General features: G+C 50.2%; 14 protein-coding genes. 3 read left to right on the top strand and 11 right to left on the bottom strand.

The annotated features are described in order from the left end of the window. Window positions 1–113 precede the first annotated feature (113 nt). Window positions 114–329: a hypothetical protein gene (locus tag AC0YN0_RS00450; protein ID WP_337102784.1), complete on the top strand. Its 216-nt coding sequence runs from the start codon at window positions 114–116 to the stop codon at window positions 327–329. A 49-nt stretch (window positions 330–378) separates the two neighbouring features. On the opposite strand, the gene AC0YN0_RS00445 is transcribed toward AC0YN0_RS00450, so the two are convergent. The 5 genes from AC0YN0_RS00445 to AC0YN0_RS00425 all read right to left on the bottom strand — a co-directional run bounded on the left by AC0YN0_RS00445 (window position 379) and on the right by AC0YN0_RS00425 (window position 11,954). Further along, entirely contained in the window at window positions 379–7,032 is a 6,654-nt protein-coding gene (locus tag AC0YN0_RS00445) for an S-layer homology domain-containing protein (protein ID WP_475819530.1), read from the bottom strand. A 223-nt stretch (window positions 7,033–7,255) separates the two neighbouring features. Next, complete coding sequence (locus tag AC0YN0_RS00440; protein ID WP_475819529.1) at window positions 7,256–9,175, bottom strand: FtsX-like permease family protein; 1,920 nt, start codon at window positions 9,173–9,175, stop codon at window positions 7,256–7,258. Then, a complete protein-coding gene (locus AC0YN0_RS00435; protein ID WP_475819528.1) occupies window positions 9,150–9,920 on the bottom strand; it encodes an ABC transporter ATP-binding protein in 771 nt (256 codons plus the stop codon). Before AC0YN0_RS00435 ends, AC0YN0_RS00440 begins: the two co-directional genes overlap by 26 nt. 331 nt (window positions 9,921–10,251) lie before the next feature. After that, window positions 10,252–11,250, bottom strand: a complete 999-nt coding sequence (locus tag AC0YN0_RS00430) for a sensor histidine kinase (RefSeq protein ID WP_475819527.1) — start codon at window positions 11,248–11,250, stop codon at window positions 10,252–10,254. Further along, on the bottom strand, window positions 11,247–11,954 hold the full coding sequence (locus AC0YN0_RS00425) for a response regulator (protein ID WP_475819526.1): 708 nt from the start codon (window positions 11,952–11,954) through the stop codon (window positions 11,247–11,249). The genes AC0YN0_RS00430 and AC0YN0_RS00425 overlap by 4 nt, the downstream gene beginning before the upstream one ends. A gap of 205 nt (window positions 11,955–12,159) precedes the next feature. On the opposite strand from AC0YN0_RS00425, the gene AC0YN0_RS00420 reads away from it, so the two are divergent. After that, complete coding sequence (locus AC0YN0_RS00420) at window positions 12,160–13,149, top strand: hypothetical protein (protein ID WP_475819525.1); 990 nt, start codon at window positions 12,160–12,162, stop codon at window positions 13,147–13,149. A 3-nt stretch (window positions 13,150–13,152) separates the two neighbouring features. Continuing rightward, window positions 13,153–13,374: a hypothetical protein gene (locus AC0YN0_RS00415; RefSeq protein WP_475819524.1), complete on the top strand. Its 222-nt coding sequence runs from the start codon at window positions 13,153–13,155 to the stop codon at window positions 13,372–13,374. 77 nt (window positions 13,375–13,451) lie between these two features. Here AC0YN0_RS00415 and AC0YN0_RS00410 read toward each other — a convergent pair whose 3' ends face one another. The 6 genes from AC0YN0_RS00410 to AC0YN0_RS00385 all read right to left on the bottom strand — a co-directional run bounded on the left by AC0YN0_RS00410 (window position 13,452) and on the right by AC0YN0_RS00385 (window position 20,775). Then, complete coding sequence (locus AC0YN0_RS00410) at window positions 13,452–14,906, bottom strand: ABC transporter substrate-binding protein (protein ID WP_475819523.1); 1,455 nt, start codon at window positions 14,904–14,906, stop codon at window positions 13,452–13,454. A gap of 118 nt (window positions 14,907–15,024) precedes the next feature. Then, window positions 15,025–15,903: a carbohydrate ABC transporter permease gene (locus AC0YN0_RS00405; RefSeq protein ID WP_475819522.1), complete on the bottom strand. Its 879-nt coding sequence runs from the start codon at window positions 15,901–15,903 to the stop codon at window positions 15,025–15,027. Between the two features lie 2 nt (window positions 15,904–15,905). Next, a complete protein-coding gene (locus AC0YN0_RS00400) occupies window positions 15,906–16,823 on the bottom strand; it encodes a carbohydrate ABC transporter permease (RefSeq protein WP_442048087.1) in 918 nt (305 codons plus the stop codon). 129 nt (window positions 16,824–16,952) lie between these two features. Further along, entirely contained in the window at window positions 16,953–18,293 is a 1,341-nt protein-coding gene (locus tag AC0YN0_RS00395; protein ID WP_475819521.1) for a response regulator transcription factor, read from the bottom strand. 18 nt (window positions 18,294–18,311) lie between these two features. Continuing rightward, window positions 18,312–20,126, bottom strand: coding sequence for a sensor histidine kinase (locus AC0YN0_RS00390; RefSeq protein ID WP_475819520.1), 1,815 nt, complete (start codon window positions 20,124–20,126; stop codon window positions 18,312–18,314). Window positions 20,127–20,337: 211 nt separating this feature from the next. Beyond that, entirely contained in the window at window positions 20,338–20,775 is a 438-nt protein-coding gene (locus tag AC0YN0_RS00385) for a GNAT family N-acetyltransferase (protein WP_475820868.1), read from the bottom strand. Between the last annotated feature and the right edge of the window lie 74 nt (window positions 20,776–20,849).

The raw sequence follows: 20,849 nt of genomic DNA, 5'->3' as shown, positions 1-20,849 counted from the left end.
GCCTTTATGGCTCACCTATTTGACTGTGGTTGCTATCGCTTGTAGACTAGACAAGTCATATATCGCAGACAATCACGCACGATAGATATCTATGACTGGAGGAGTTCATACTTATGTCCGTCAATCGACGACTCTTTACCGATAGCGACTTCGAGGAAGTCATCCAGAAGCAGCTCAAAATCCGTGTTTTCCAAGACAATCATATTATCGAAGGCAGCACGGTCGTTGTCCGCTTCGACGATTCAACCGTCGTTACCCAATCGAGCGTCAGTGATATTACGTATCATAAACGAAACGCTTGCGAGTTTTTTGAGCTCAGAAGACGTTAAGTATAGGCAAGAAGGGCTGCCCTCGGAGGCAGCCCTTCTTGTTTGGATACTACTTTATCAATTGCACGACTTGCAACAATCGCTTAATAATAACAGCCGCTTCTGCGCGCGTTGCCGGATCAAGCGGAGCGAATATATCCGCTTTTCCTTTGCCTACTATAATACCTACTGCCGCTGCGCGCTTCACGCTATCAAGCGCCCATGCATGGATTGCACCTTCGTCACGGAAGCCTGCTTCTTTCGAAGAATCAACGCCTTGCTTCACCTGAAGCCCAGCGTTAGCCGCGAAAGCCAGCGCATTGGCCGCCATAACGGCCATCTGCTCGCGGGTAATGGCATCGAGCGGCCGGAAACGGCCATCGGCATTTCCTTTTACAAGACCGTAGCTTGCCGCCGTTACAACCGCTTCCTCGTACCATGCTCCCTTCGCTACGTCGGAGAAGGTTATTCCCGCTCCATTCCCTGCGCCTTGCAAGCCTAACGCTCTTACCAGCATCGTCGCGAACTCTGCGCGCGTCACACTGCGCTGCGGAGCAAATCTCGAAGCCGTAATTCCGCTTAAAATTTGCCGCGCTGCAAGCTGTTCAATGTCGCTCTGCGCCCAATGTCCCTTCGTATCGTCGAAGGATTTCGCATTACTCGCAAGCACGTAGATACTGTTGCTCATGCTCATGATATCGGCATGCGTCTTACCTTCGGCCGATTCGATCACGGCTGGCACGTAATGGAATTTTCCTGTGCCAGGATCATAGACGAGCACGACCGCATCCTTCGGATCGATTTCGCCTTTCGCGGTCAGCGTACGCTTCACGTAACGACCTCCGAAGCTGCGAATTTCTGTCTCCGTATTGCCGTTCGTTACGATAATCGTGAAGTCGATCGGTTCGCCTATAAGCTCGAGACCCTGCTCTTCGGCTTTCTTCTCAAGCTCAGTCTTGATCGCTAGCTCCACCGGCTTGATGTTGAGAGTCCAGACTACTTTGCTAAGTTCCTCCGGAGTCAATGTACCAAGCTGACTCGTTACGAACGACAACGGCAATTCATATGTCGCTCCGTCAAGTTCGATAACGATGACCGCATCGGCATTTTTTTTGCCAGCTTCAAGCAGTGCAGCGCCAGAGAACGAAACGCCGTTATTCGATTTGGCAGTGTCAATTGTAAATACGATGCGATCCTCGTTCGCGGAAGCCGCTTCAGTCAGCTTCGCATCGTTCTGCTTCGTATCGACCGTTTCTGTCACAGGAGGGTCTGGAATGATGCTGCCGCCCCCTGAGCCGCCTTGACCTTCATCATCTCTTGCCTCAACTTCGATCGTAAAGATGCGAAGATCACCGCCTAACAAGACGCTGAGCTTCGTCACCCCTTCAGAGCGTGCGCGAATGACATGATCCGATCCAATCGAAGCAATGCTCGCAGTCTCAATAGCGAAAGCCGCATCATCCGTCACGTCTACGCCCTCTGCACCCAGCACTTGCAGTTCCTTCCTCTCTCCCTCTGTCATACGAAGCGGTCCTGTATCGCCATTCTCAAGCTTAATGGAGAATGGCTTCTGCAGATTGGCAAAACCGTCGTTCAGCTCTTCAAAAGCAAAGTTCGGATTGGCATCGGCAATCATCCGAATGCGTTCACCGCGAACGATCACGTTATCAACGTCGATCGTGCCCGATAGATTGCCTGTTACGTCAATGCCGTTCGTGCCCATGCCATCGAGGACGACATTTTGCAACGTGAGATTATCGACGCCAAAGCCTCCGCCATGGACGATTAGTCCTGCATACGTGCTGTCCAGCGCGACATTGTCGCGAACGATAACATGACCGTTCAAGTCCTTCTCGCCTGCGAACAGCCAGATCGCGCCAAGATTGATGTTATAAGCCGAATCGGCGCTGCCGGTGCGAATGAGCGTATTTCGTTCAACAACAGTCGTTCCCGTGAACGGAACCGGATTGAAACGCGTCGATACGGCAATGCCCGCACCGTTCGTGATCGTATCCGTACCGATATTATCCTGAAGCTTATTGTCTTGCCCTCCAAAAATAACGAAGTTGTCCGCTAGCCATGGCAGCGCCACCGTATTGAAGCGCGCCGTATTGTTGACGCTCGCGAGTCCTTCTGCCGACCACATCGCAAGGCCGTCATCGCCTGGATAACGAATATCCGACTGCTCCATCAAGCTGTTGCTCGTTCCGACGGAGAAGTTGATGCCATCCGCCATCAGATTGCGCAAGCGAAGGTTAACCATATGCAGCTCGTCGGTAATTTCCGTACCGCCCCTAACTCTAGACAACCATAAACCCGTTTTGGAATGCTCTACCCACACGTTTTGGATGACCGAGCCTGTGCCATAACCGCCATAGAACGCATGCGTAAGCGCTTCGTCATCGCGAATATTAAGATCGCCGTCAATCAACAGATCGTACACCTGTACGTCACTGCCCTTGCCGATAAACTTCGCTCCGATCAGCGTCGTGTACCACATGCCAGCACCGCGAATCGTAATTTGCGACAGATCAATATTATCTTCACCAAGATGGAATACGCCGGCCGGGAACCATACACCCTTGCCCTGCTGCTTCGCGGCAGCCATCGTTTCTTCGAACGCGGCCATGTCGCTATCGCCGTCGCTGGCAACTGCGCCGAAGTCAGTCACCGATAAGAAGCCATCGGGCTTAGTCAGCGCGCCCTCGACTTGCTCCATGTCCGCAAGGTCAATGACATAGTAATCCGCTTCATTGCCCGCATCCTTCTGCAATCTAATCGTGGCTCCTGCAGGCACGTCGCCGATCAACGCATGAATTTCATCGAAGAAACGGTGCGCGTTGCCCTGATTAGGATCATTCGACCAAGGGTAGCTGCCGTATTCCCAGCCATGCTTGGAGCTCAGCGACAGCTGCTGCTTGAACTCGCCGTTCACATACAGCGCAAGCGTCTCGTTAAGCCCTGCTCCATCCTCGCTGTCAGGAATGACGTAGCGAAGCACGATTGAGTTCGCAGCCTTCGCAAGCGTGAATTCCACATACTCGCCTTCCGCATCCAGCTTGACCGCCGATCTTCCCGATGCTTCGGAAGCTATCTCCTTATAGAGACGCGATGGCTCAAGCACTTCTCCGTTCGTAACCGCGTGCTCCGCTTCATAAGAAACGTAAGGTACTGTTGCACCGCGATAGTTAATGCCTACACTATGGCGTACGGTGAGGCTATCGAGCTTCACGCGGCCGGTATCGGCGGCATTCTTCTGAAGCGTGATCGTGTTAATGCCAGCACGCAGCCCCAGTTCAAGCACTAGCTCCGTCCATGCTGTCGCCTTGCCGAATGCCGCTTGCGACACGGGCAATCCGTTGACGTAAACGCTAAGCGTCCGCTCAGCCGACGAAGCGCTCATATAGCGGAGAGCTACATCATAGCTGCCTGCCTCCGGCGCGTTTACGGTGAAACTAATTTTAGCGCCATTCGTTGTAAATCCGTCCATATACCCGTCGCCAGTGAAGCCTTTGGACGTATCGGAGGCTGCTGCTCCTCCGCCAAAGAATGCCTGCTCTGCTTCATAGCGAACGTCTGAACGTACCGGTGCAAGCGTCCACATCGCGTCATCCATATCGGATGGCGAGCCGTGTTTCACTCCACTGTCCGTATGCTGCAACAATCCGCCACGGTCAGAAGCGTTGCCGATCAGCTTGTAGCCAAGCCGATCCTCGGTGTACCACTGCGCCGCATCATTCCCCTTCGCATCCGTATCGAGACTGACATTTCCTTCGTCATCGACCGCGAGCAACTGCCCCGATTCTTTGTTGCGAATCAGCTTGCGGCCGTTGAAATCCTGCTGCAGCCACTGCGCTCCAGTATCGCCCTCAACTGGCGTTCCCGTTAACAAAGCTCCGTCTTCCACATACATGTATTGCGATGTTGCCTTCGATTGAATGGTCACGTAATTCGTATCGTTAAAGATAGGCGTTGCTGTATCATAGACTTTGCCTTCGCTCATATCCGGCGTATCAAACTCTTCCGGAGCGTATTCGAAGCCCCACTTCACCGAGCCGTAGCCGATTGGGAACAAGCCTCGTTCCGCGTAACCTGCATTGTTCTGCACATTGATCAGCTCGTCATTGTAATAGCCGTTCATGCTGCGGATCACATATTCCAACGTACCGGGAACCGCTTCAATGGCCCAATCCGATTCCAAATCTCCTTCAGCCGCTTCTTTGCTTTCAATGAACGTCATATCCTTTTTCATGGACATGTAATGTCCGGTTACACGATTTCGCAAACGCTGCACGCCATCATAATCCTCGATATACCAGTGGCCGTAACCGTTACTCTCGTCAACATCGCCATAGAGCACGATACCTCCGCTATTTTCGTACAAAAATTTGCCGTTCGCCATGCTTACGATTCGAATCGGTCCGTCATAGAGCGGTTCGGGCTCCATCACTACCGGTTCGAGTACATACTGCGCGCTGTCCTCTGCGACAACCAGCTTGCTCACCTTCGTGTAGCTCTCGCCATCGGCATACAAATAATGTCCAGCCCAGCCGCTCTTCAGAACGATAGTATCGTCGGACGTGCCCGGCTCCATCATCCACTTTGCACTGCCCCAGCATAAGCAAATACCGTCTTGCGCAACGATTTGTTGCGGCGGCGCATCAAGCTCAACATCTGCACCTACATGCTCCATCGAAACGTAATGATTTGTGGATACATTCTTCAGCCTAATCGAATTCGGACTGTCGCCCGTCTTTTCCAAATACCACACCGATGCCGACTGTTCTTCCGTGAGGTCGCCGTACTTGACTTTGCCAAGATCGTCTCCAGCCTCGGTTACCTCGTATAGGTAATCATTAGTCAGCTTATTTTTGATTCTGACGTTGGTAGGTCCCGCTTCACCGACAGGCTCAAACTTCCAGCGCGGACTGCCCCATGAAGGATTAATAACGCCGTACTCCACATATTTCGTTAAGTTTTGGAGGCTCAAATACTTTTGCTGGCCAACGACATCATTGGCATCTTGAACGCTGTGAATCAGCTTCGTCCCGTCGAAATCCTCGATCACCCACACGGCGCTCGTCCACGAGTCCTCGACGTCGGAGACGGATATGCGTCCGTTTTCCATATTTTCAATATGGATATAGTGGCCGGTCGCTCTGTTTTGGATTCGCTTGCGTCCGTGGAATCGCTCGACAAGCCATTGCCCCTTTTCATCGTCCTCGGCAACATTGCCATATTTCAATTGACCGTTGTCGTCCTCGTAGAAATAGAAAGGCTGCCATTCATTTCTGATCCGGACGTATTGAGGCGTACCGTCCCCCGAAAATGCCGGATCCTCGAACAACCATTGCGCCGAGTCTACATTCGGATCGATATCTCCTGCTTGTGCCGCACCGATTGCGTCTTTTATATTCAAAAATTCGCCTGCGGCAGCTTTGCTTTCGATTGTTTTGTAATCGTCATACAAGGTAGATCTTGCAAGCGTCCATTGATCATTAATAGTACTCTCGGATAAGTTCAGTACATGTAACGGATCTTCAGGACTATCGTTGCCTGCTCTTGATATATACCGGCCTGTTGCCAAATTGCGAAGCCGCTGCTTGCCGTCATAGTCTTCCGTTACCCATTGGTAATACGTTTTATCGCCAACTACGGTCGTTAATGCTCCATAGCTCACAACGCCTTCGTCATCGAACAAATAAGCCGTACTGACGGGATCTATCGTAAAGCCCGCAATCCGATATGGCAGCGCATCCGGTGCCAGCTCAATTCGCCATTGCGCGTTATCCAGTCCCGGATTCGACCAATCGTTGGAACGCACATGCGTATCGTCGGGGAATTGAGTGTTCAGCACATAGGTAAGCGTCCCGGATGGCGTATTTAACGCTTCAATGTTTTTGAACGTTATATAACCGGCGCTCGATGCATCCTCCATCAGCCATTCCGACTTCGTGTCGATACCTGTTGCTAATGCCTTTATTGGCTCCCAAAATACGCCTTGCGTAATATAGTGACCGGTAGCACGGTTTTTGAGGCGTTTCGTATTCGGCGTATCTCCCTCTTCCAATATCCAATGCGAGGAGGCGTCATTCGCTTTTTTATCGCCGAAATCAACGAACCCATCAGCAGCCTCGTACAAATATTGCCCTTCTCTGAACTTATTCGCCAGCCTGACCGGAACGGCTTCTTCCACCGGCTCAATCGCCCATTGCGGGCTCTCGAAAGTGATGTTAATGTCATTGCTCGCTTCCGCAAAACCAAGCTGATCCTCTTGGTGAATGACAAGGTTGGCGCTCGAAGGTACGGTTGCACTCTTGATGACGACAAACCCGGGGCGATTCGATTCATGAATCGTCCATTGGTCCGCATTCGTGCTTGTCGCTATCTCACGGGCGGTTAGCGCATCTCGGCGCTGCGTCACGTCCGCGATCGTTATGTAATGGCCGGTTGCGCGGTTGCGAATTCTTTTGTTGCCGTTGTAGTCCTCCATCTTCCATTGTGCGGACTCGTCTTCATAGCTTGGAAAACCGTAGCGAACAACGCCTGACGAATCCTCGTAAAGGTAGTTGCTCTTCCACTTGTTCTTGAGCCTAACATAGGAGTCGCTAACCGCATCCCCGCTTTCTCCTGCCAATTGCTCGTCAGCCGCGTATACCGGCATCGCCGTTAATACCAGCAGCAGCGATAGCAGCAAAGCGAGATATGACCGTGCTCGTTTCATTGCAAAACCTCCCTATTGTATATGAAATAATCTCTCTATAAGCATAGGTTGGAATCGCTTACATAACGATGTGTATTATTAAACGAAGTAGGTGTATTTTTACTAAATGTTGGTCGAATATCCATCTAGCCATGTCCTGCGCAAAAAAAAAGCTCTCCGTCACTCGCTGTTGAGCGAGTCGGAGAGCTTGAAACTTATTGATTGAACCAATTAACGCTTACGCTTAAGCCAGCTTCTGATACATATGATGCAAGTATCGCCAGCGGATCATGAAGAAATAGACTAACTGAATAAGGAAGAACGAGATGTAGATTTTGGTCGCGTTGCCTAGCATCGCATATTGAACGACGCCCTCCATGTTGATGAACGCCACTGCGCTATGGATAAGTCCCAGCAAGAAAGGCAGGAAGAACATAAGCACGAGCTGGCGTGTCACTAACCGCTTAAGCTCTTTGCGGCTAAGTCCTAGCTTGCTTATCATCTGATACTGACGCTCATCCCGCTCCAGATCGGCATAAAGCCGGAAGTAGATGAAGCTGGCCGCGAATGTGAAGAAGACGACGCCGACGAGCACGCTAATAATGAACAGAATCGCATTCAACTGCTTATCGTGATACCAGTCCATAACGAGCAAGTTATAATAGTATTCGCCGTTCTCGCTATGCGCCGGGATAAGCTCCTCCAAGCCTCGGCTTATGCTTAGCGTATCCGACCAGTCTGGCACGACATAATAATACACCGTCTCGCTGATGTTATTTTCTTGCTCGAACTGCGACTTTGGAATCGTATTGAACAGCTCGTCGGACACGATTAAGGTATCGCCGTATTCCGTTGAGATCAGTTCATTAAAACGATTCTTGATGATCATGTCCGCTCCCGACCACTCTCTCACCGCCGTTAGCAGCCCGGCGTCGTCGTAGCTTCGATTGCTGCGCGACGCAATTCCCGACGCGATGCTGACTTCCGTATTCGATAAGCTTTCCGGCTCATAACCAAGCAGCGTAGCAAGCTTGTTGAAGTCGCTAAGCCGAATGATCATGCCGCCCGCATTCGTATACCTGTGCGTGACAGCAGCCTTCTCATAAGCGAATCCACCGCTCGATAACTTCTCGTCAAACGTCTTGATATGCTCCTGCTCCATCTTGTTATCGTTCAGCGATCGGTACGTTATCGCATATGGATTCATTTTCTCCGAACGGACAGGATCGCCGACAGCCAAGCAAACGCCGATGCCGGAAAATGCGACAGCCATAACCGTAGCGACCATAAAGAACATAATCGCGTTGTCCTTCATCCGGTACGTCAAATCCGATAACGTTAGAAGATTAATCCGGCGAAAAAAGAACTTTTCCCGCTTCTTCATAGCCCGTATCGCATATACGCTGAGCTGCGTGAACATGAAATACGTACCGAGAACAACACTGCTGACTGCGGAGATAAGCAGCGTGAAGTAATACGCTTTGCCGAACACGAAATAGAACACCATGCCATAACCGCCCAAGATTAGGACGAGCGCCAGCAGAGATAGCCACAACGACGGCTTCGGTTCAGGCTTCGGTTTCTCGCCTTCCTTGATGAGATCCAGCACTTGATTGCGCTTGCCGATCCGCATCGTCAGAAGCGAGATGAATAGGAAGAGCAGCGCGAACGCTCCCGCCGTCGTCCATATCGCTTCAATAGGGACGTAGAAGTTCAACGTCTCCTCAAGCATCAGCATGCGTGAACTAACTAGTAGAATAAGCTTCGTAAAGAGCAATCCGATGATGATTCCGCATACAACCGAGGCGAGACCGATAATCATATTTTCGATAAAAGTCAGCCTCTTGCGCTGTCTCTCCGACATGCCCAGAATAAGCAGAATGCCGAATTCACGTTTCCGCACCTTGAGGAAGGCGCTTGTCGAATAGAGCAGGAATAGAAACGAGAAAATAAAGATCAAATACTGCGATATTTTCAGCCCCATCCCACCAAGGTAAGAAGCCGTCTCGCTGCTGGATGCAAGCTGTCCCTGGAAGTCAGGGTGATAGAGCAGCACCGCGTAGATGAAAAATACCATAACGGAGAAGGCACTGCTCATGAAATGGGCGGCATACGTTCTTTTTTTGCGAAAAACGTTATTAAACGCGAATTGTCGAAAATTCATTCTCGTTCCCCCCAAGCAAAGCGAGCACGTTGATGATTTTTTGGTAGAAGGCCGGACGGTTGTCGCCGCAATGAATCTCGGTATAGAACTGTCCATCCTTGATGAACATGACTCTATCGCAGTAGCTTGCAGCCATTGCATCATGGGTCACGAGCATCGTCGTCGCGTTCTCCTCCTTGTTCAGCTGCGCCATCAGCTCCATTACATCTCGCGCCGACTTGGAATCGAGATTACCGGTCGGTTCGTCGGCCAGCAGCAGCTTCGGAGTATGAATGAGCGCCCGCGCAATCGCCGTACGCTGTGCTTGACCTCCCGATATTTCATAAGTTCGTTTATCGAGGATACCGCTAATACCCAGCTTCTCAGCCATATAGGCAACTCGCTTGTTCATCTCCGTCAGGTTAACGCCGTCCAGCGTTAACGGCAATACGATATTCTCCTTCACCGTTAACGTGTCGAGCAGATTGAACGCTTGGAATACAAATCCAAGCTCCCGCCTCCGAAACTGGGAAAGCTTCTCGGAGGACAGCTCATAAGGATCTTGTCCGTTAATACGGACCTCGCCTGAGGTCGGACGGTCGATCGTGGACACCATATTCAGCAGCGTCGTTTTGCCGCTGCCCGATGGACCCATGATGCCGACGAACTCCCCCTTCTCAATCGTCAGATCAACGTTCGTCAATGCTTTATAAGCAACCTTGCCCGGATATATTTTATTTAAGCTTCGTACATGCAGCAGTTCCACTGGATGATCTCTCCTCACATTTAGTTGATAGCTCTAGTCTAGCCCAAGCGTAAACGGCTAACGCTACGTACGAACCGCTAGCTGTAGGCGTAGGTATAAGACTAAAACTTATACTTTACTATAATTCAAAAAAGCCGTCGCTCCTATGAGCGCAGCTTTCATTTACCTAACAACTTTGTAAGGTTGGCGAATGGGCCATTGGATATGCGCCGGGTGACGAGCCGTAAGTGTACATCTGACCAGCGGGCTGTAAGAGCGTATTTGCGCTTACAGCCTGGGATCGGTGTGAAAAACCGGTCGACGGGGAGCTGTACGTGGTGCGCATATGCTCTTACAGACCTCCCACCCGGGCGGCATACGGGAATGTAATGCGTACGGTCGTTCCTTCGCCAACCTTTGATTGCAGCCTGATGTCGTGGTTCATCTTGTCCAGCACCAGCTTCACGATATAAAGGCCCATGCCTGTCGACTCCTTGAACCTACGGCCGTTCTCTCCCGTGAAGAACGGCTGGAAGACGCGTGACAGATCTGATGCGGGAATGCCCGCTCCCTGATCGATAATTTCCAATATAACCGACCGATCGTCCGTCGTTGCCGACACGGTCACCTTCTGCTTCGTGCCCGCCGAGTAATTAATCGCGTTGGCAATCAACTGCTGCAGGATGAACCGCAGCCATTTGCCGTCGGATTCCACGCGGAGGGATTCATCAATCTGGATCTCGGGATAAACGAAGCTGCGGATGAATAGCCGCTTATTTTCTAAGATGACATCGTTCACGAGCTCCCTAAGCGATAACGTCTCCACCTGAAAGTCCTGCTCGAACGTCTCCAGCCTCGCCATATACAGGACCATCTCAAGCCCCTTGCGAATACGATCCGTTTCCTCGGACATGCTGACATCCCGGGGCTCGTCGCTATCCTGCAGCAGCAGCTCCAGCACCGAGAGCGGCGTCTTCATCTGATGCACCCATTGATTCATGAACGTAATCTGATTTTGCCGCTTGCGCTCATCCTCTAAAATCTGCTTCTGATAATGGCGGTATTGCGTATGCAGCAGCTCTCCAAGAGCCGCTTGCAGCGGGGCGGATTCCAACGTTTGAATCGATTCCTCGATTCGAACCTGCTTGCTCGACAGCACCTCATAGAACCGCCGATGACTTGCATACCGGTAAACCAAATACACAGCTAAGAAGAAAAAGCCAAGCAAATACGCATACAGCGCAACCTTCCAATTCCGATAACCTTCCAAATAAAAGACCACGGTCACCGCCGCCATCTGCAGCAGAACGACACCAACCAAAGGCCATTGCTCGCGAAAAAACAGCCTCATAGCTGTCTCCCCTCGCTCCAAGTGTCGCTTAACCGATAGCCTGTGCCGCGAACCGTTTCCAACGAGCCCTCAATACCAAGCTCAGCCAGCTTCTTGCGCACTCGCGTAATGTTAACACTGAGCGCGTTATCATCCACATACGTATAATCGTCCCACAGCTTCTCCAAAATGATCTCTCTGCTGACCAGTCGCTCGAATTTGCTTAGCAGCGTCTCTACAAGCACCGTCTCCTTCTTCGTCAATGCAGCGGTCTTGTCCCCCAGTCTGAGCTCCATTCTCTCCGGGTATAGCGTCAATCCTGACCGCTCAACGAGCCGTTCAGCCGATGACGCTGCATAATCGCCGTAAACTCGCCGCAGCTGGCTGCGTATCTTGGCCATGACGACCTCATAATGAAAAGGCTTCGTCATATAGTCGTCGCCGCCGTTCTCGATTGCCCTCACTTGATCCATCTCGCCGCTTCGGGCGGATATGAAGATGATCGGGCAAGTCGATATAGTACGAATCTGCCTGCACCAATAGAAGCCGTCGAAGCTTGGCAAATTAATGTCCATTAATACCACATGCGGCTTGATCTGCTGGAACTGATCCAATATATGTTGGAAACCGCTGGCGATAACGGCCTCATTGCCGTACTTCTCGATATGTGCGCGCAGCAGCTCTGCTATCTTCGCGTCATCCTCTACGATCATGATCGTGTACATGCTCCGCCTCCACTAGACCTTTGATATACAACAATTATACACCGATGACACTCACGGATAAAAATGAATAGCCATATCCCTTTGCAGCGGCAGGGCTAGTGTCTCGCAAGGCGTGCTAGAAGGCAAAAGATAGTGTATACCCTAGAACCTCTCAAGCTCAAAAAGGATACATATATAGGAGTACGAACCACTAGGAGGAACGCATATGACGAAAGTCTATATCAAACGTCCATCCGTCTCCATTCAAGGCAGATACGTCATTGATCCGAGGCAGATGACCCCGGTCCATCACCATCATCATCACCATCATCATCATGAAAGCCACGCAGCTGTTGCGCCTGTTCGCAAGCCTGTGAAACACAAAAAAATAAAAATCGTTAAAGTGCCTAAAAAACGTTACTACAGTCCTCCAGGCGCGCCCCTGCTATTGCTGGAGGGTCAATGCGTGCCAGTAAGACACTGTTGTGATCATGAAAAAGAACATGATGAGCATAAGCACAAACATGAACACAAACATGAGCACAAGCATGAACACAAACATGAGCACAAGCATAAGCACGATGAAAAACCTAATCCGCATCATGACAAAAAACTGAAAAAGGCTAAAAAAGTTAAACTCGTGAAACGGGCTAAAGCTATAAAAAAATGGAAGAAGATACATGTTGTTAAGAAGGTACATGATATTAAAAAGGAACATGTTGTTAAGAAGATAGTTGTCGTCAAGCCTATCAAATGCGTTAAAAAACCAAAAGCTCTAAGAGGACCAAGAGGCTACAGCGGAGCACAAGGCTTACGCGGACTTGCAGGACCGATCGGTGCTACTGGAGCTACAGGCGCTGAAGGGATTATAGGACCAATCGGACCGCAAGGCGTTCCAGGCATCCAAGGGCCAGTCGGACCAACAGGCGACCCAGGACCTGAAGGACCACAGGGTATCCAAGGCATCCAAGGCATTCAAGGTCCTCCTGGACCAGCATTCATTGGCGACTTTTCCGAACTGACAGCCTTATTGGAGGCGTATTTGCTGGAAGGCACAACGGTCACCGTCATGACTGCCGGACAGCCGACAGGTTTCACTGGCACGGTATCGAGCATTCAAGATACACTAGTCACGTTTATCACTGGTTCGTCTACGCTCATGACCATTCCGCTGAATCAAATTACGAACATCGAAATCGACGAGCCAGCGGATTAAGCAATGTCCACTACACTATCTGGCGATCTTGTTTCTCTGATAGGCACAGAAGTAACGATTGTTACGAACGCGTACGGACAGCTGTCTGTGATCGGTACACTGGTGTCCGTCGGCAACGACTTCCTCCTTGTAACGTTCGACGATGGGAAATTCCGTTATGAGCTGCGCGTCTTCTATGCCAACATTGTCTACGTTCAGGCTGCACCGACTGTAATACCCAGCTAGAGGAAGCAGCACTTCCTCTTCTCCGAACACAAACAAGAAGCCCGATCCTCCATACGGAGAACCGGGCTTCTGCCTTCCTATTCGACTTTGATTGGATCGTAGAATTTCTCTTGTACCAGCTTAGCAGAGTTGTCGAGCAACTTCTGCAGGTCTGCGCCTTTTTTGGAGAATACTTCTTGCAATACGTTCGTTACTTCGCCGTAGTAATCTTGCGTATTGTATTGTGCTTCTGCTTTACCGTCAAGCAAGTTGTCGGATTCAGCAGCGTATTTGTATACGTTGTCGTATTTGTCGAAGATCGCTTTTGCCTTTTGACCGTACTCGGAATCGCTGCCGAAGTAGTTCAATTGCGGCGGTATGAAGAATTTGCCTTCTTCTTGACGTTTCTTAATATCGTTTTCAAGCGACTCCAGGCCTTTGTCTGTGAAGTAGTCGAACGTTACATAACGGAATGCGATTTCTTGCTCGTCTTTTGTTGCGTTCGGGTTGATAACAAGGTAGTCGCCGCCAAGAACGCCTGTATGCTTGCCGTTCGCATCTGCTTTCGGCATTGGGAATGTCAATACGTCCGCCGGCTGCATGCCGCCTTGGTTAAGCGCTTGCTCCAGTACGCCTTCAGCACCGGCAATAACCATTGCCGTACGGCCTTGTGCGAATGCGCCTACTGCATCGCCCCAGCCAAGTGCCCAGTCTTGCGGAATTGCGTTAGCTTCCCATCTCAGCTTGTTGTAGAACTCAAGAGCTTTGACGCCAGCAGCCGAATTGAAAGCTGCCGTTACTTTGCCGTCGCCAACCGTTTGGATCTCGCCGCCTGCTTCGAACAAGAAATTCGTCCAGTTCCAGCCAGCTTCCGTGCCTCTGCCCATTGGTGCGATACCGGCAATACCTTTGCCAGGGTCGGCAACCGCTTTAGCCGTATTGTACATATCGTCCCAAGTCCAGTCATAGCCAGGTACTGCTACGCCTTTGTCGTCAAGCATCTTCTTGTTGACAACCGTCGTCGTTACATAACCTTTTTGGGAGATGCCGTATACTTTGCCGTCGATGTTGAATTGCGATTGAAGGATCGGGTTGATTTGATCTTTGTATTCGTAGTTATCCCACAGTTCCGTAATATCGGCAGCCCAGCCGCGCTCAACAAGGAACTTCGCTTCTGTTGCCCAAGTGTTGAATACAGTCGGCGCTTCGTTCGAAGCCATTTTTACGCCGATTTCCGTTGGGTTGTAGTGCCAGTCGCTTTTTACGATTTCAACGTTCGGGTATTCTTTGATGAAACGCGCGATTTTATCGTCTTCCGCTTTACGGTTTTCGACTTGGTCGGGCAATGGATAATAAATGCTGATCGTTACTTTTTTGTCCTTGATATCGTCCTTAGGCGGTTCCGTCTCTTCCGAGCCTTGGTTGCTCGGTTTATCCGTTGCCGCCGGCGGTGTTGTTTCCTCCGTCTTATTGTTTCCGTTGCCGCTGCACGCTGCGACGATCGACATCAGCAGGATGAGACAAACCATGACTACGACATTTTTCTTTAGCATCGTTATACCCCTTCTCATTCGGATTTGTTTTTACATTCTCATCATAACGAAGGCGTTTTCATGCGACGAGGTGTATTTTTATGTCGATCATGTGCAGGTTTACGATTCGTAAAACCTGCTATCCTTTCACGCCGCCGAGCTGCAATCCGCGCATAATGTACTTTTGGAACATCAGGAATACAACGATTGGAGGCAGCATGACCATCGTCAGAATCGCGAACCGAATGTTCAGGTCAAGCCTGCGAGCCTGAATAACATACTTGTAGATTGCCGTTGCAAGCGGATACGTATCATCGCTTTGCATGACGAGCGAAGGCCAGAACCACTCGTTCCATGCGCTCGAGAATACGAAGATCGCCAGCGTCGAGAAGATCGGAACCGATAGCGGGAGCGCGATCCGCGTGAACGAGCCCCACTCCGATGCGCCATCGATCCGCGCAGCTTCGAACATTTCATGATGGATGTCATCAAAGAAGTTTTTCAGCAATAGTAAGAAGAATGCGCTTGCGCCCGCCGGCAGCCAGAATGCCCAATAGGAGTTAAGCAGCCCGAGATCCCGCAAATTAAGGAAGTTCGGAATGATGTACGTACTAGGCGGGATGAACAGCGTAATCATGAAGAAGAAGTAAATCCCCTTCTGATACGGAACGTTCAGCTTCGACAAGCTGAATGCCGCAAGCCCGAGCACAACGACCGTCACGATCATGTTGCCGACGAAGATCGCAACCGTGTTGCCTAGAAACTGCGTTAGATCGATATAGTTCCAACCAGTCTTATAGTTGTCAAAATGCCATTCCACCGGCAGGAAGCGCGGCGGGAAGGAGTTAACCTCCGTATTCGCCTTAAGCCCGTTGAACAACGTTGACAGAATCGGATAGACCATGGAAGCGACCATGATCAGTATAAGGAGGACGATTAATGCCAAACCTGCTATATTGGATTTTTTCTTATAGTCGTAATCGGATAAAATACCGCGTTCCATCGTTTTGGCCTTCATGATTAGTTTCCTCCCTTGTTGTTCAGCCTGAATTGAAGCAGTGCCAGACCGCCAAGCACAAGGAACATCAGAACGCCAAGCGCAGAAGCTACACCGTAATCCAATCGTGTGGTCGCATACTTAATAATGAGCAGAGCATAAGTGAGCGTTGCTTTGTTCGGACCGCCGTCCAGCAATGCAAGCTGCGACTGGAACCCTTGCGATGTGCTGATCAGTTGCATTAACAGCAGCAGCATCAACAGCCCTCTGATGGAAGGAAGCGTAATATGCCATATTCTGCGGAATATGCCCGCGCCATCGATCTCCGCTGCTTCATACCAATCCTTTGGAATGCTGAGCATGGCTGCCAAATAAATAAGCATGGCAGACCCGAATTGCTGCCACGATTCCATGAAGACGATCGAGATCATCGACCATGATTTATCGGATAGGAAAGCGATTTGATTGGTGCCAAGTCCAGTCAACGCACCGTTAATCGGTCCGACCGGATCGTAGAACCAACGCCATAGCCCGTACAATACAACCGCCGGGAGCACGTTAGGCAAATAAGCGGCGATACGTACGATCCCTTGGAAGCGGCGCATCTCGGATATAATAATGGCAAATACGATCGGAACCCAAAAGCCCATTACAAGACCGAGGAACATATAATACAGCGAGTTTTTGATCGCAATCCACACGTCGGCGTCCTTGAACACCGTTTTATAGTTATCGAATCCTACAAACTCATTCCCTTTGACGAAGTCGATGTGGTAAAAGCTGTAAAATAACCCTTTCGATATCGGCACCCACAAAAACAGTAAAAAAATGATGGCGGCAGGCACTAAAAACAAATAACCCGGAATATGTTTTTTCCACCTGCCCGGCTTGCGCAAGGCTTTGACGCCCGGCGATTCGCTCATTGCGACTTGTTGTTTCATCAGCGTTCCCTCTTTTCTTTTCTATCGCTCTATATCATTTTAGAAGCATAGAGGCTCGCTGATAATGTGCATATCTAAGGCAATGATGTTCATTTTTACTCGTTGTAGGCGAAGCGATACCGAGTCGTTCTAATCGCTTGACTGCTTCTTCATCTCGCTCGGACTCATGCCAAAATATTTTTTGAATATTTTGCTGAAATGCTCCGGCGACTCGTAACCGACCCGCTCCGATATTTCATACCTGCGAAGATCGGTTTGCAGCATGAGCCGGCGGCTTTCTTCCATCCGCAGCTTGATGACATACTCCCATAGGTTATATCCCGTATCCTTCTTGAACAGATAGCTCAAGTAGTTCGGACTGACGTGATTTTTCTGGGCGACCTCGTGCAGGGTTAGACCTTTTTGGTTAAAAAATTGATCGATATACGCCTTCGACTTCTCGACGATCAAGCTGTTCTGCGCGCTTAGATCCTCCTCCGTCGGGTCCTGCGTATACGTGCTCCAGTTGAAATCGCCGTAATAGAACACATAATGATCGCGATGCTCGCGATTCCACAGAATCGCCTTGCGCGCCTGTTCGTCAAGGATGCTTAAGAACTCGATGCCTCGCAAAATTTGGCTAATCCCGATGACGCAATGCAGGCTCAAATATTTGTGGATATTATAATGAAGGCTGCGCCCGATCATATCGAGCTGATTGATCTTATTGACGGAGGACTCGCTGAACTCGCTCTCGTCCCATTGAATGATTATGCTAATCTCCTGATTGGGCGAATAGAAGGACAGGTAGTTCCATTCCTTCTCGAGCAGCTCGCCTGCAATATTAAGCGCCGCATACTGCAAAAGCTGCGCGTCGCTCGCAGGGATCGCGCGTTCCTTAGCCGACGTGAAGTTAAGCTTCAGCTTAATGACCGCAAAGTACGGCCCTTCGACTCTTCTTCCAAACCGCTCATAGAGCAGCTTTGCCGCCTCTGCGGCATTGCTCTGCGGAGGGGCAAGCAGCCGATTATACAGCTCGGTCCGCTGCGGAAGCGGCTCATCCATACGGAAGTGCTCCTGCATTTTCGAGAGGAATTGATCCTCCGCGGCTGCCGGTTTATCCATCTTGAGCAGCACATTCCGAACCGAATCAAGAAACTGCTCATTGTTAAGCGGCTTAATCATATAATCCTTCGCGCCAAGGCGAATGGCCATCTGTGCGTATTGGAACGTCTCGTAAGCGGATATAATAATCGTCTGCACCCACGGTTTTATGAGCTTCGCTTGATGCATCAGCTCGATCCCGTTCATCGAACCCATCTGAATATCGGTTACGAGCAAGTCTATTTCTTCAATGCGCAAATAATCGAGCGCCTCATAGCCGCTGTGGGCAATATACACATTGGCTAGACTTATGCCCGAAGTAGATAGCAGGTTGCTCAGCCCATCACAAATCAACGGCTCGTCGTCTACGATCAATATATTGTACATCCCCGCTGCCTCCCTATCCTATACCTCGTGAATCTGCTGTTCCTCTGTAATCATAGGCAATACGATCATCGCCGCCGTGCCGCCCTTCTCTCTTTCTTTATAGCTTAGCCCGTATTGATAGCCGAAATGCAGCTGAATGCGTTGCTGAATGTTGCGTATGCCATAGCCCGACGTATGATCCGGCTTATCCTCGTTAAGGATGCGCTCAAGCGCCGCATAGTCGACCGTCTTATGCCCGTTGTCCTCTACCTTGATCGTTACTCGCTCTCCCTCGATCATCGCCGAGATCCGAATTTCACCATCCTCACCCATGTTCTTGACGGCATGGATCATCGCATTCTCGATCAGCGGCTGCAGCGTAATCTTCGGAATCAAGACCTGGCGCGCGGCGTCCGGAATAATCCAGTTCACTTCGAATTCATATTTGTATCGCTTCTGCTGCAAGCTCACATACGCCGATGCATGCTCCAGCTCTTCCTCCAGCGTAATCAGCTCCCGGCCGCGGCTGAGGCTGATCTTCATCAGCTTGGAGAGCTCCTTGATCATATCCGCCGATTCCGTCTTGCCCTCGAGCGAGCTTTTCCAATAAATGCTTTCCAGCGTATTGTAGAGCAAATGCGGATTGATCTGCTGGTACAGCAGCTGCAATTGCGACTCCTTCTGCTTCAGATCCATATGGTACTTATAATGAATAAGCACGTTAAGTCTTCTGGCCATATCGTAAAGCGCGCCAACGAGTACGCCCACCTCGTCGTTTCGTCCTTTGAACGGCGTCTCCGGCACAAGCTTGCCCGGCTCATAGGTGCGCACGAATTGTGCCAGCCGCTGCAGCGGCGTCATTAACGAACGCCAAAAATAAATCATAACGATGCAGCCAAGAAGCAAGTAAACAACCGATATTAATTGAATAACGCGTTTCAGCTCGTTCTGCTGTTTAAGCAACGACTCCACCGGAACCTGATAAATAAGTTTCGTCTGTGTGCCTCGGTCATAGTTGATCACGTAAATCGAATCTTCCGTAATGAGGTCAACATTGCCTTGCGAGTTGACGCCATCGGGGATCGAAGCTTCATCCGGAAGAGAAAGAATCGTATCAATCAGATGAGGTTCGGTTGCGCTCATGACGCGATCGTTCCAATCGGTAAAATAAATATGACCATCCGGCAGCGAAACGGATCGCAGCGATTCCCCGATCTTCTTATCCATTTGCGTCGCGACAAGAATGCCTATGGTATCGTTTGCAATATTCACGCTGTTGACGGCTCGAATATACGCATATGTCTTCACCCTAGACAAGCCGACATTCGTGTCGATCATCGTCATATAGCCGCCGCTGTTCCGTTTCACCGCATCGTCGAACCATTCGGGCTTCGTCTTATCATTGAAGAAATATACGCCGGTCTGATTAAACTGCTGCTTCGGAGCGAAGAAATAATAATCGTTCGGATCGTACACGTACAACGAATAATAAACCGCTTCCCCTCCATTTAAAGGAATTGAGTTGTTGGAAAGCAGCTTGTCGACGCTGTCGAACTTCCTTACCCGTTCAATGACGGCATCGTGCTGGCTCGGAATAAGCTTTTGCACAACGGGGTTTTGGATCATCGTCGTCGTTATTTTGCTTACGGTATCAATGTCGCGGTTAATAAGCGTGTAATTCTGCTTAATGAGCTCGACGTACGCATTCGTCACATGATTTTTGAGCAGATGCTCCGTCTTCATGTTGCCGTACCAATGGAGCAGATAGATCGGGCTTACCATTACGAGGAACAATAGGATAAGCTGCTGCTTGACGTTAAGCTTTGTCATAGGATTGATCAGGCCCGTTCTCATGCTGGCACCTCCGACTAATAATTGTACTATAGCAAAAAAAGCTTTCCATAAGTGTGGCTATTTCTATGCTCTTCATGAGCGTTATTACGATATGGCCTGCTTTATTATTCGTCTTTCCCCAGCCAAAAACCTGTAAATGACCACATCGGCGCAAAAAAAGAGACCGAGTGCCAAGGCGGTCAGCCCTTGCACCCAAGTCTCTTCCTCGCAATTACAGTTCCTTCACCATCAGCACATGGGGAATGCCTTCCTCCATGAATACATCGGATGCTGTGCGGTAACCAAGCTTCAAGTAGAAGCCCTCCGCCTCCGTCTGCCCGTGCAGCTTCGCCTTGGATGCGCCATCCCGCTTCGCCAACTGCTCCAGCTTGTCCATAATAACTTTGCCAACGCCATACTTCCGATAGGCGGCCCGAACGCATATGCGTTGAAGCTTCGCCGTCTTCGTCTCCTCATCGACCCGGACACGCCCGGTGCCTACCGGCTTATCGTCGTAATAAACGAGCGCATGGCTTGTCTTTCCGTCCAACACATCGTATTCGTCGATCTCCACTTCCGCGGCTACTCCCTGCTCTTTCACAAACACTTCCATGCGTATGTCAAAAGCAAGCTTCAGCTGCTCTTGATTCGTTATCTCTACCGCTTGCATCATCGTTTGTTCCATCCTTCCGCTCGCTCTGAGGCTGTCTGATTTATGGTTCATTATTTATTAAACCATGATAT

The organism is Paenibacillus sp. J22P218 (genome assembly GCF_056269195.1).
Note: the sequence above shows the minus strand (reverse complement) of the source record. Positions and strands in the feature narration are given on the sequence as shown.

Bases quoted from the DNA above. Each gene is read 5' to 3' on its own strand.
- AC0YN0_RS00420 (WP_475819525.1), top strand. From the start codon at position 12,160: ATGACGAAAGTCTATATCAAACGTCCATCCGTCTCCATTCAAGGCAGA.
- AC0YN0_RS00450 (WP_337102784.1), top strand. From the start codon at position 114: ATGTCCGTCAATCGACGACTCTTTACCGATAGCGACTTCGAGGAAGTC.
- AC0YN0_RS00410 (WP_475819523.1), bottom strand. From the start codon at position 14,906: ATGCTAAAGAAAAATGTCGTAGTCATGGTTTGTCTCATCCTGCTGATG.
- AC0YN0_RS00415 (WP_475819524.1), top strand. From the start codon at position 13,153: ATGTCCACTACACTATCTGGCGATCTTGTTTCTCTGATAGGCACAGAA.
- AC0YN0_RS00400 (WP_442048087.1), bottom strand. From the start codon at position 16,823: ATGAAACAACAAGTCGCAATGAGCGAATCGCCGGGCGTCAAAGCCTTG.
- AC0YN0_RS00405 (WP_475819522.1), bottom strand. From the start codon at position 15,903: ATGAAGGCCAAAACGATGGAACGCGGTATTTTATCCGATTACGACTAT.
- AC0YN0_RS00395 (WP_475819521.1), bottom strand. From the start codon at position 18,293: ATGTACAATATATTGATCGTAGACGACGAGCCGTTGATTTGTGATGGG.
- AC0YN0_RS00385 (WP_475820868.1), bottom strand. From the start codon at position 20,775: ATGCAAGCGGTAGAGATAACGAATCAAGAGCAGCTGAAGCTTGCTTTT.
- AC0YN0_RS00425 (WP_475819526.1), bottom strand. From the start codon at position 11,954: ATGTACACGATCATGATCGTAGAGGATGACGCGAAGATAGCAGAGCTG.
- AC0YN0_RS00430 (WP_475819527.1), bottom strand. From the start codon at position 11,250: ATGAGGCTGTTTTTTCGCGAGCAATGGCCTTTGGTTGGTGTCGTTCTG.
- AC0YN0_RS00440 (WP_475819529.1), bottom strand. From the start codon at position 9,175: ATGAATTTTCGACAATTCGCGTTTAATAACGTTTTTCGCAAAAAAAGA.
- AC0YN0_RS00390 (WP_475819520.1), bottom strand. From the start codon at position 20,126: ATGAGAACGGGCCTGATCAATCCTATGACAAAGCTTAACGTCAAGCAG.
- AC0YN0_RS00445 (WP_475819530.1), bottom strand. From the start codon at position 7,032: ATGAAACGAGCACGGTCATATCTCGCTTTGCTGCTATCGCTGCTGCTG.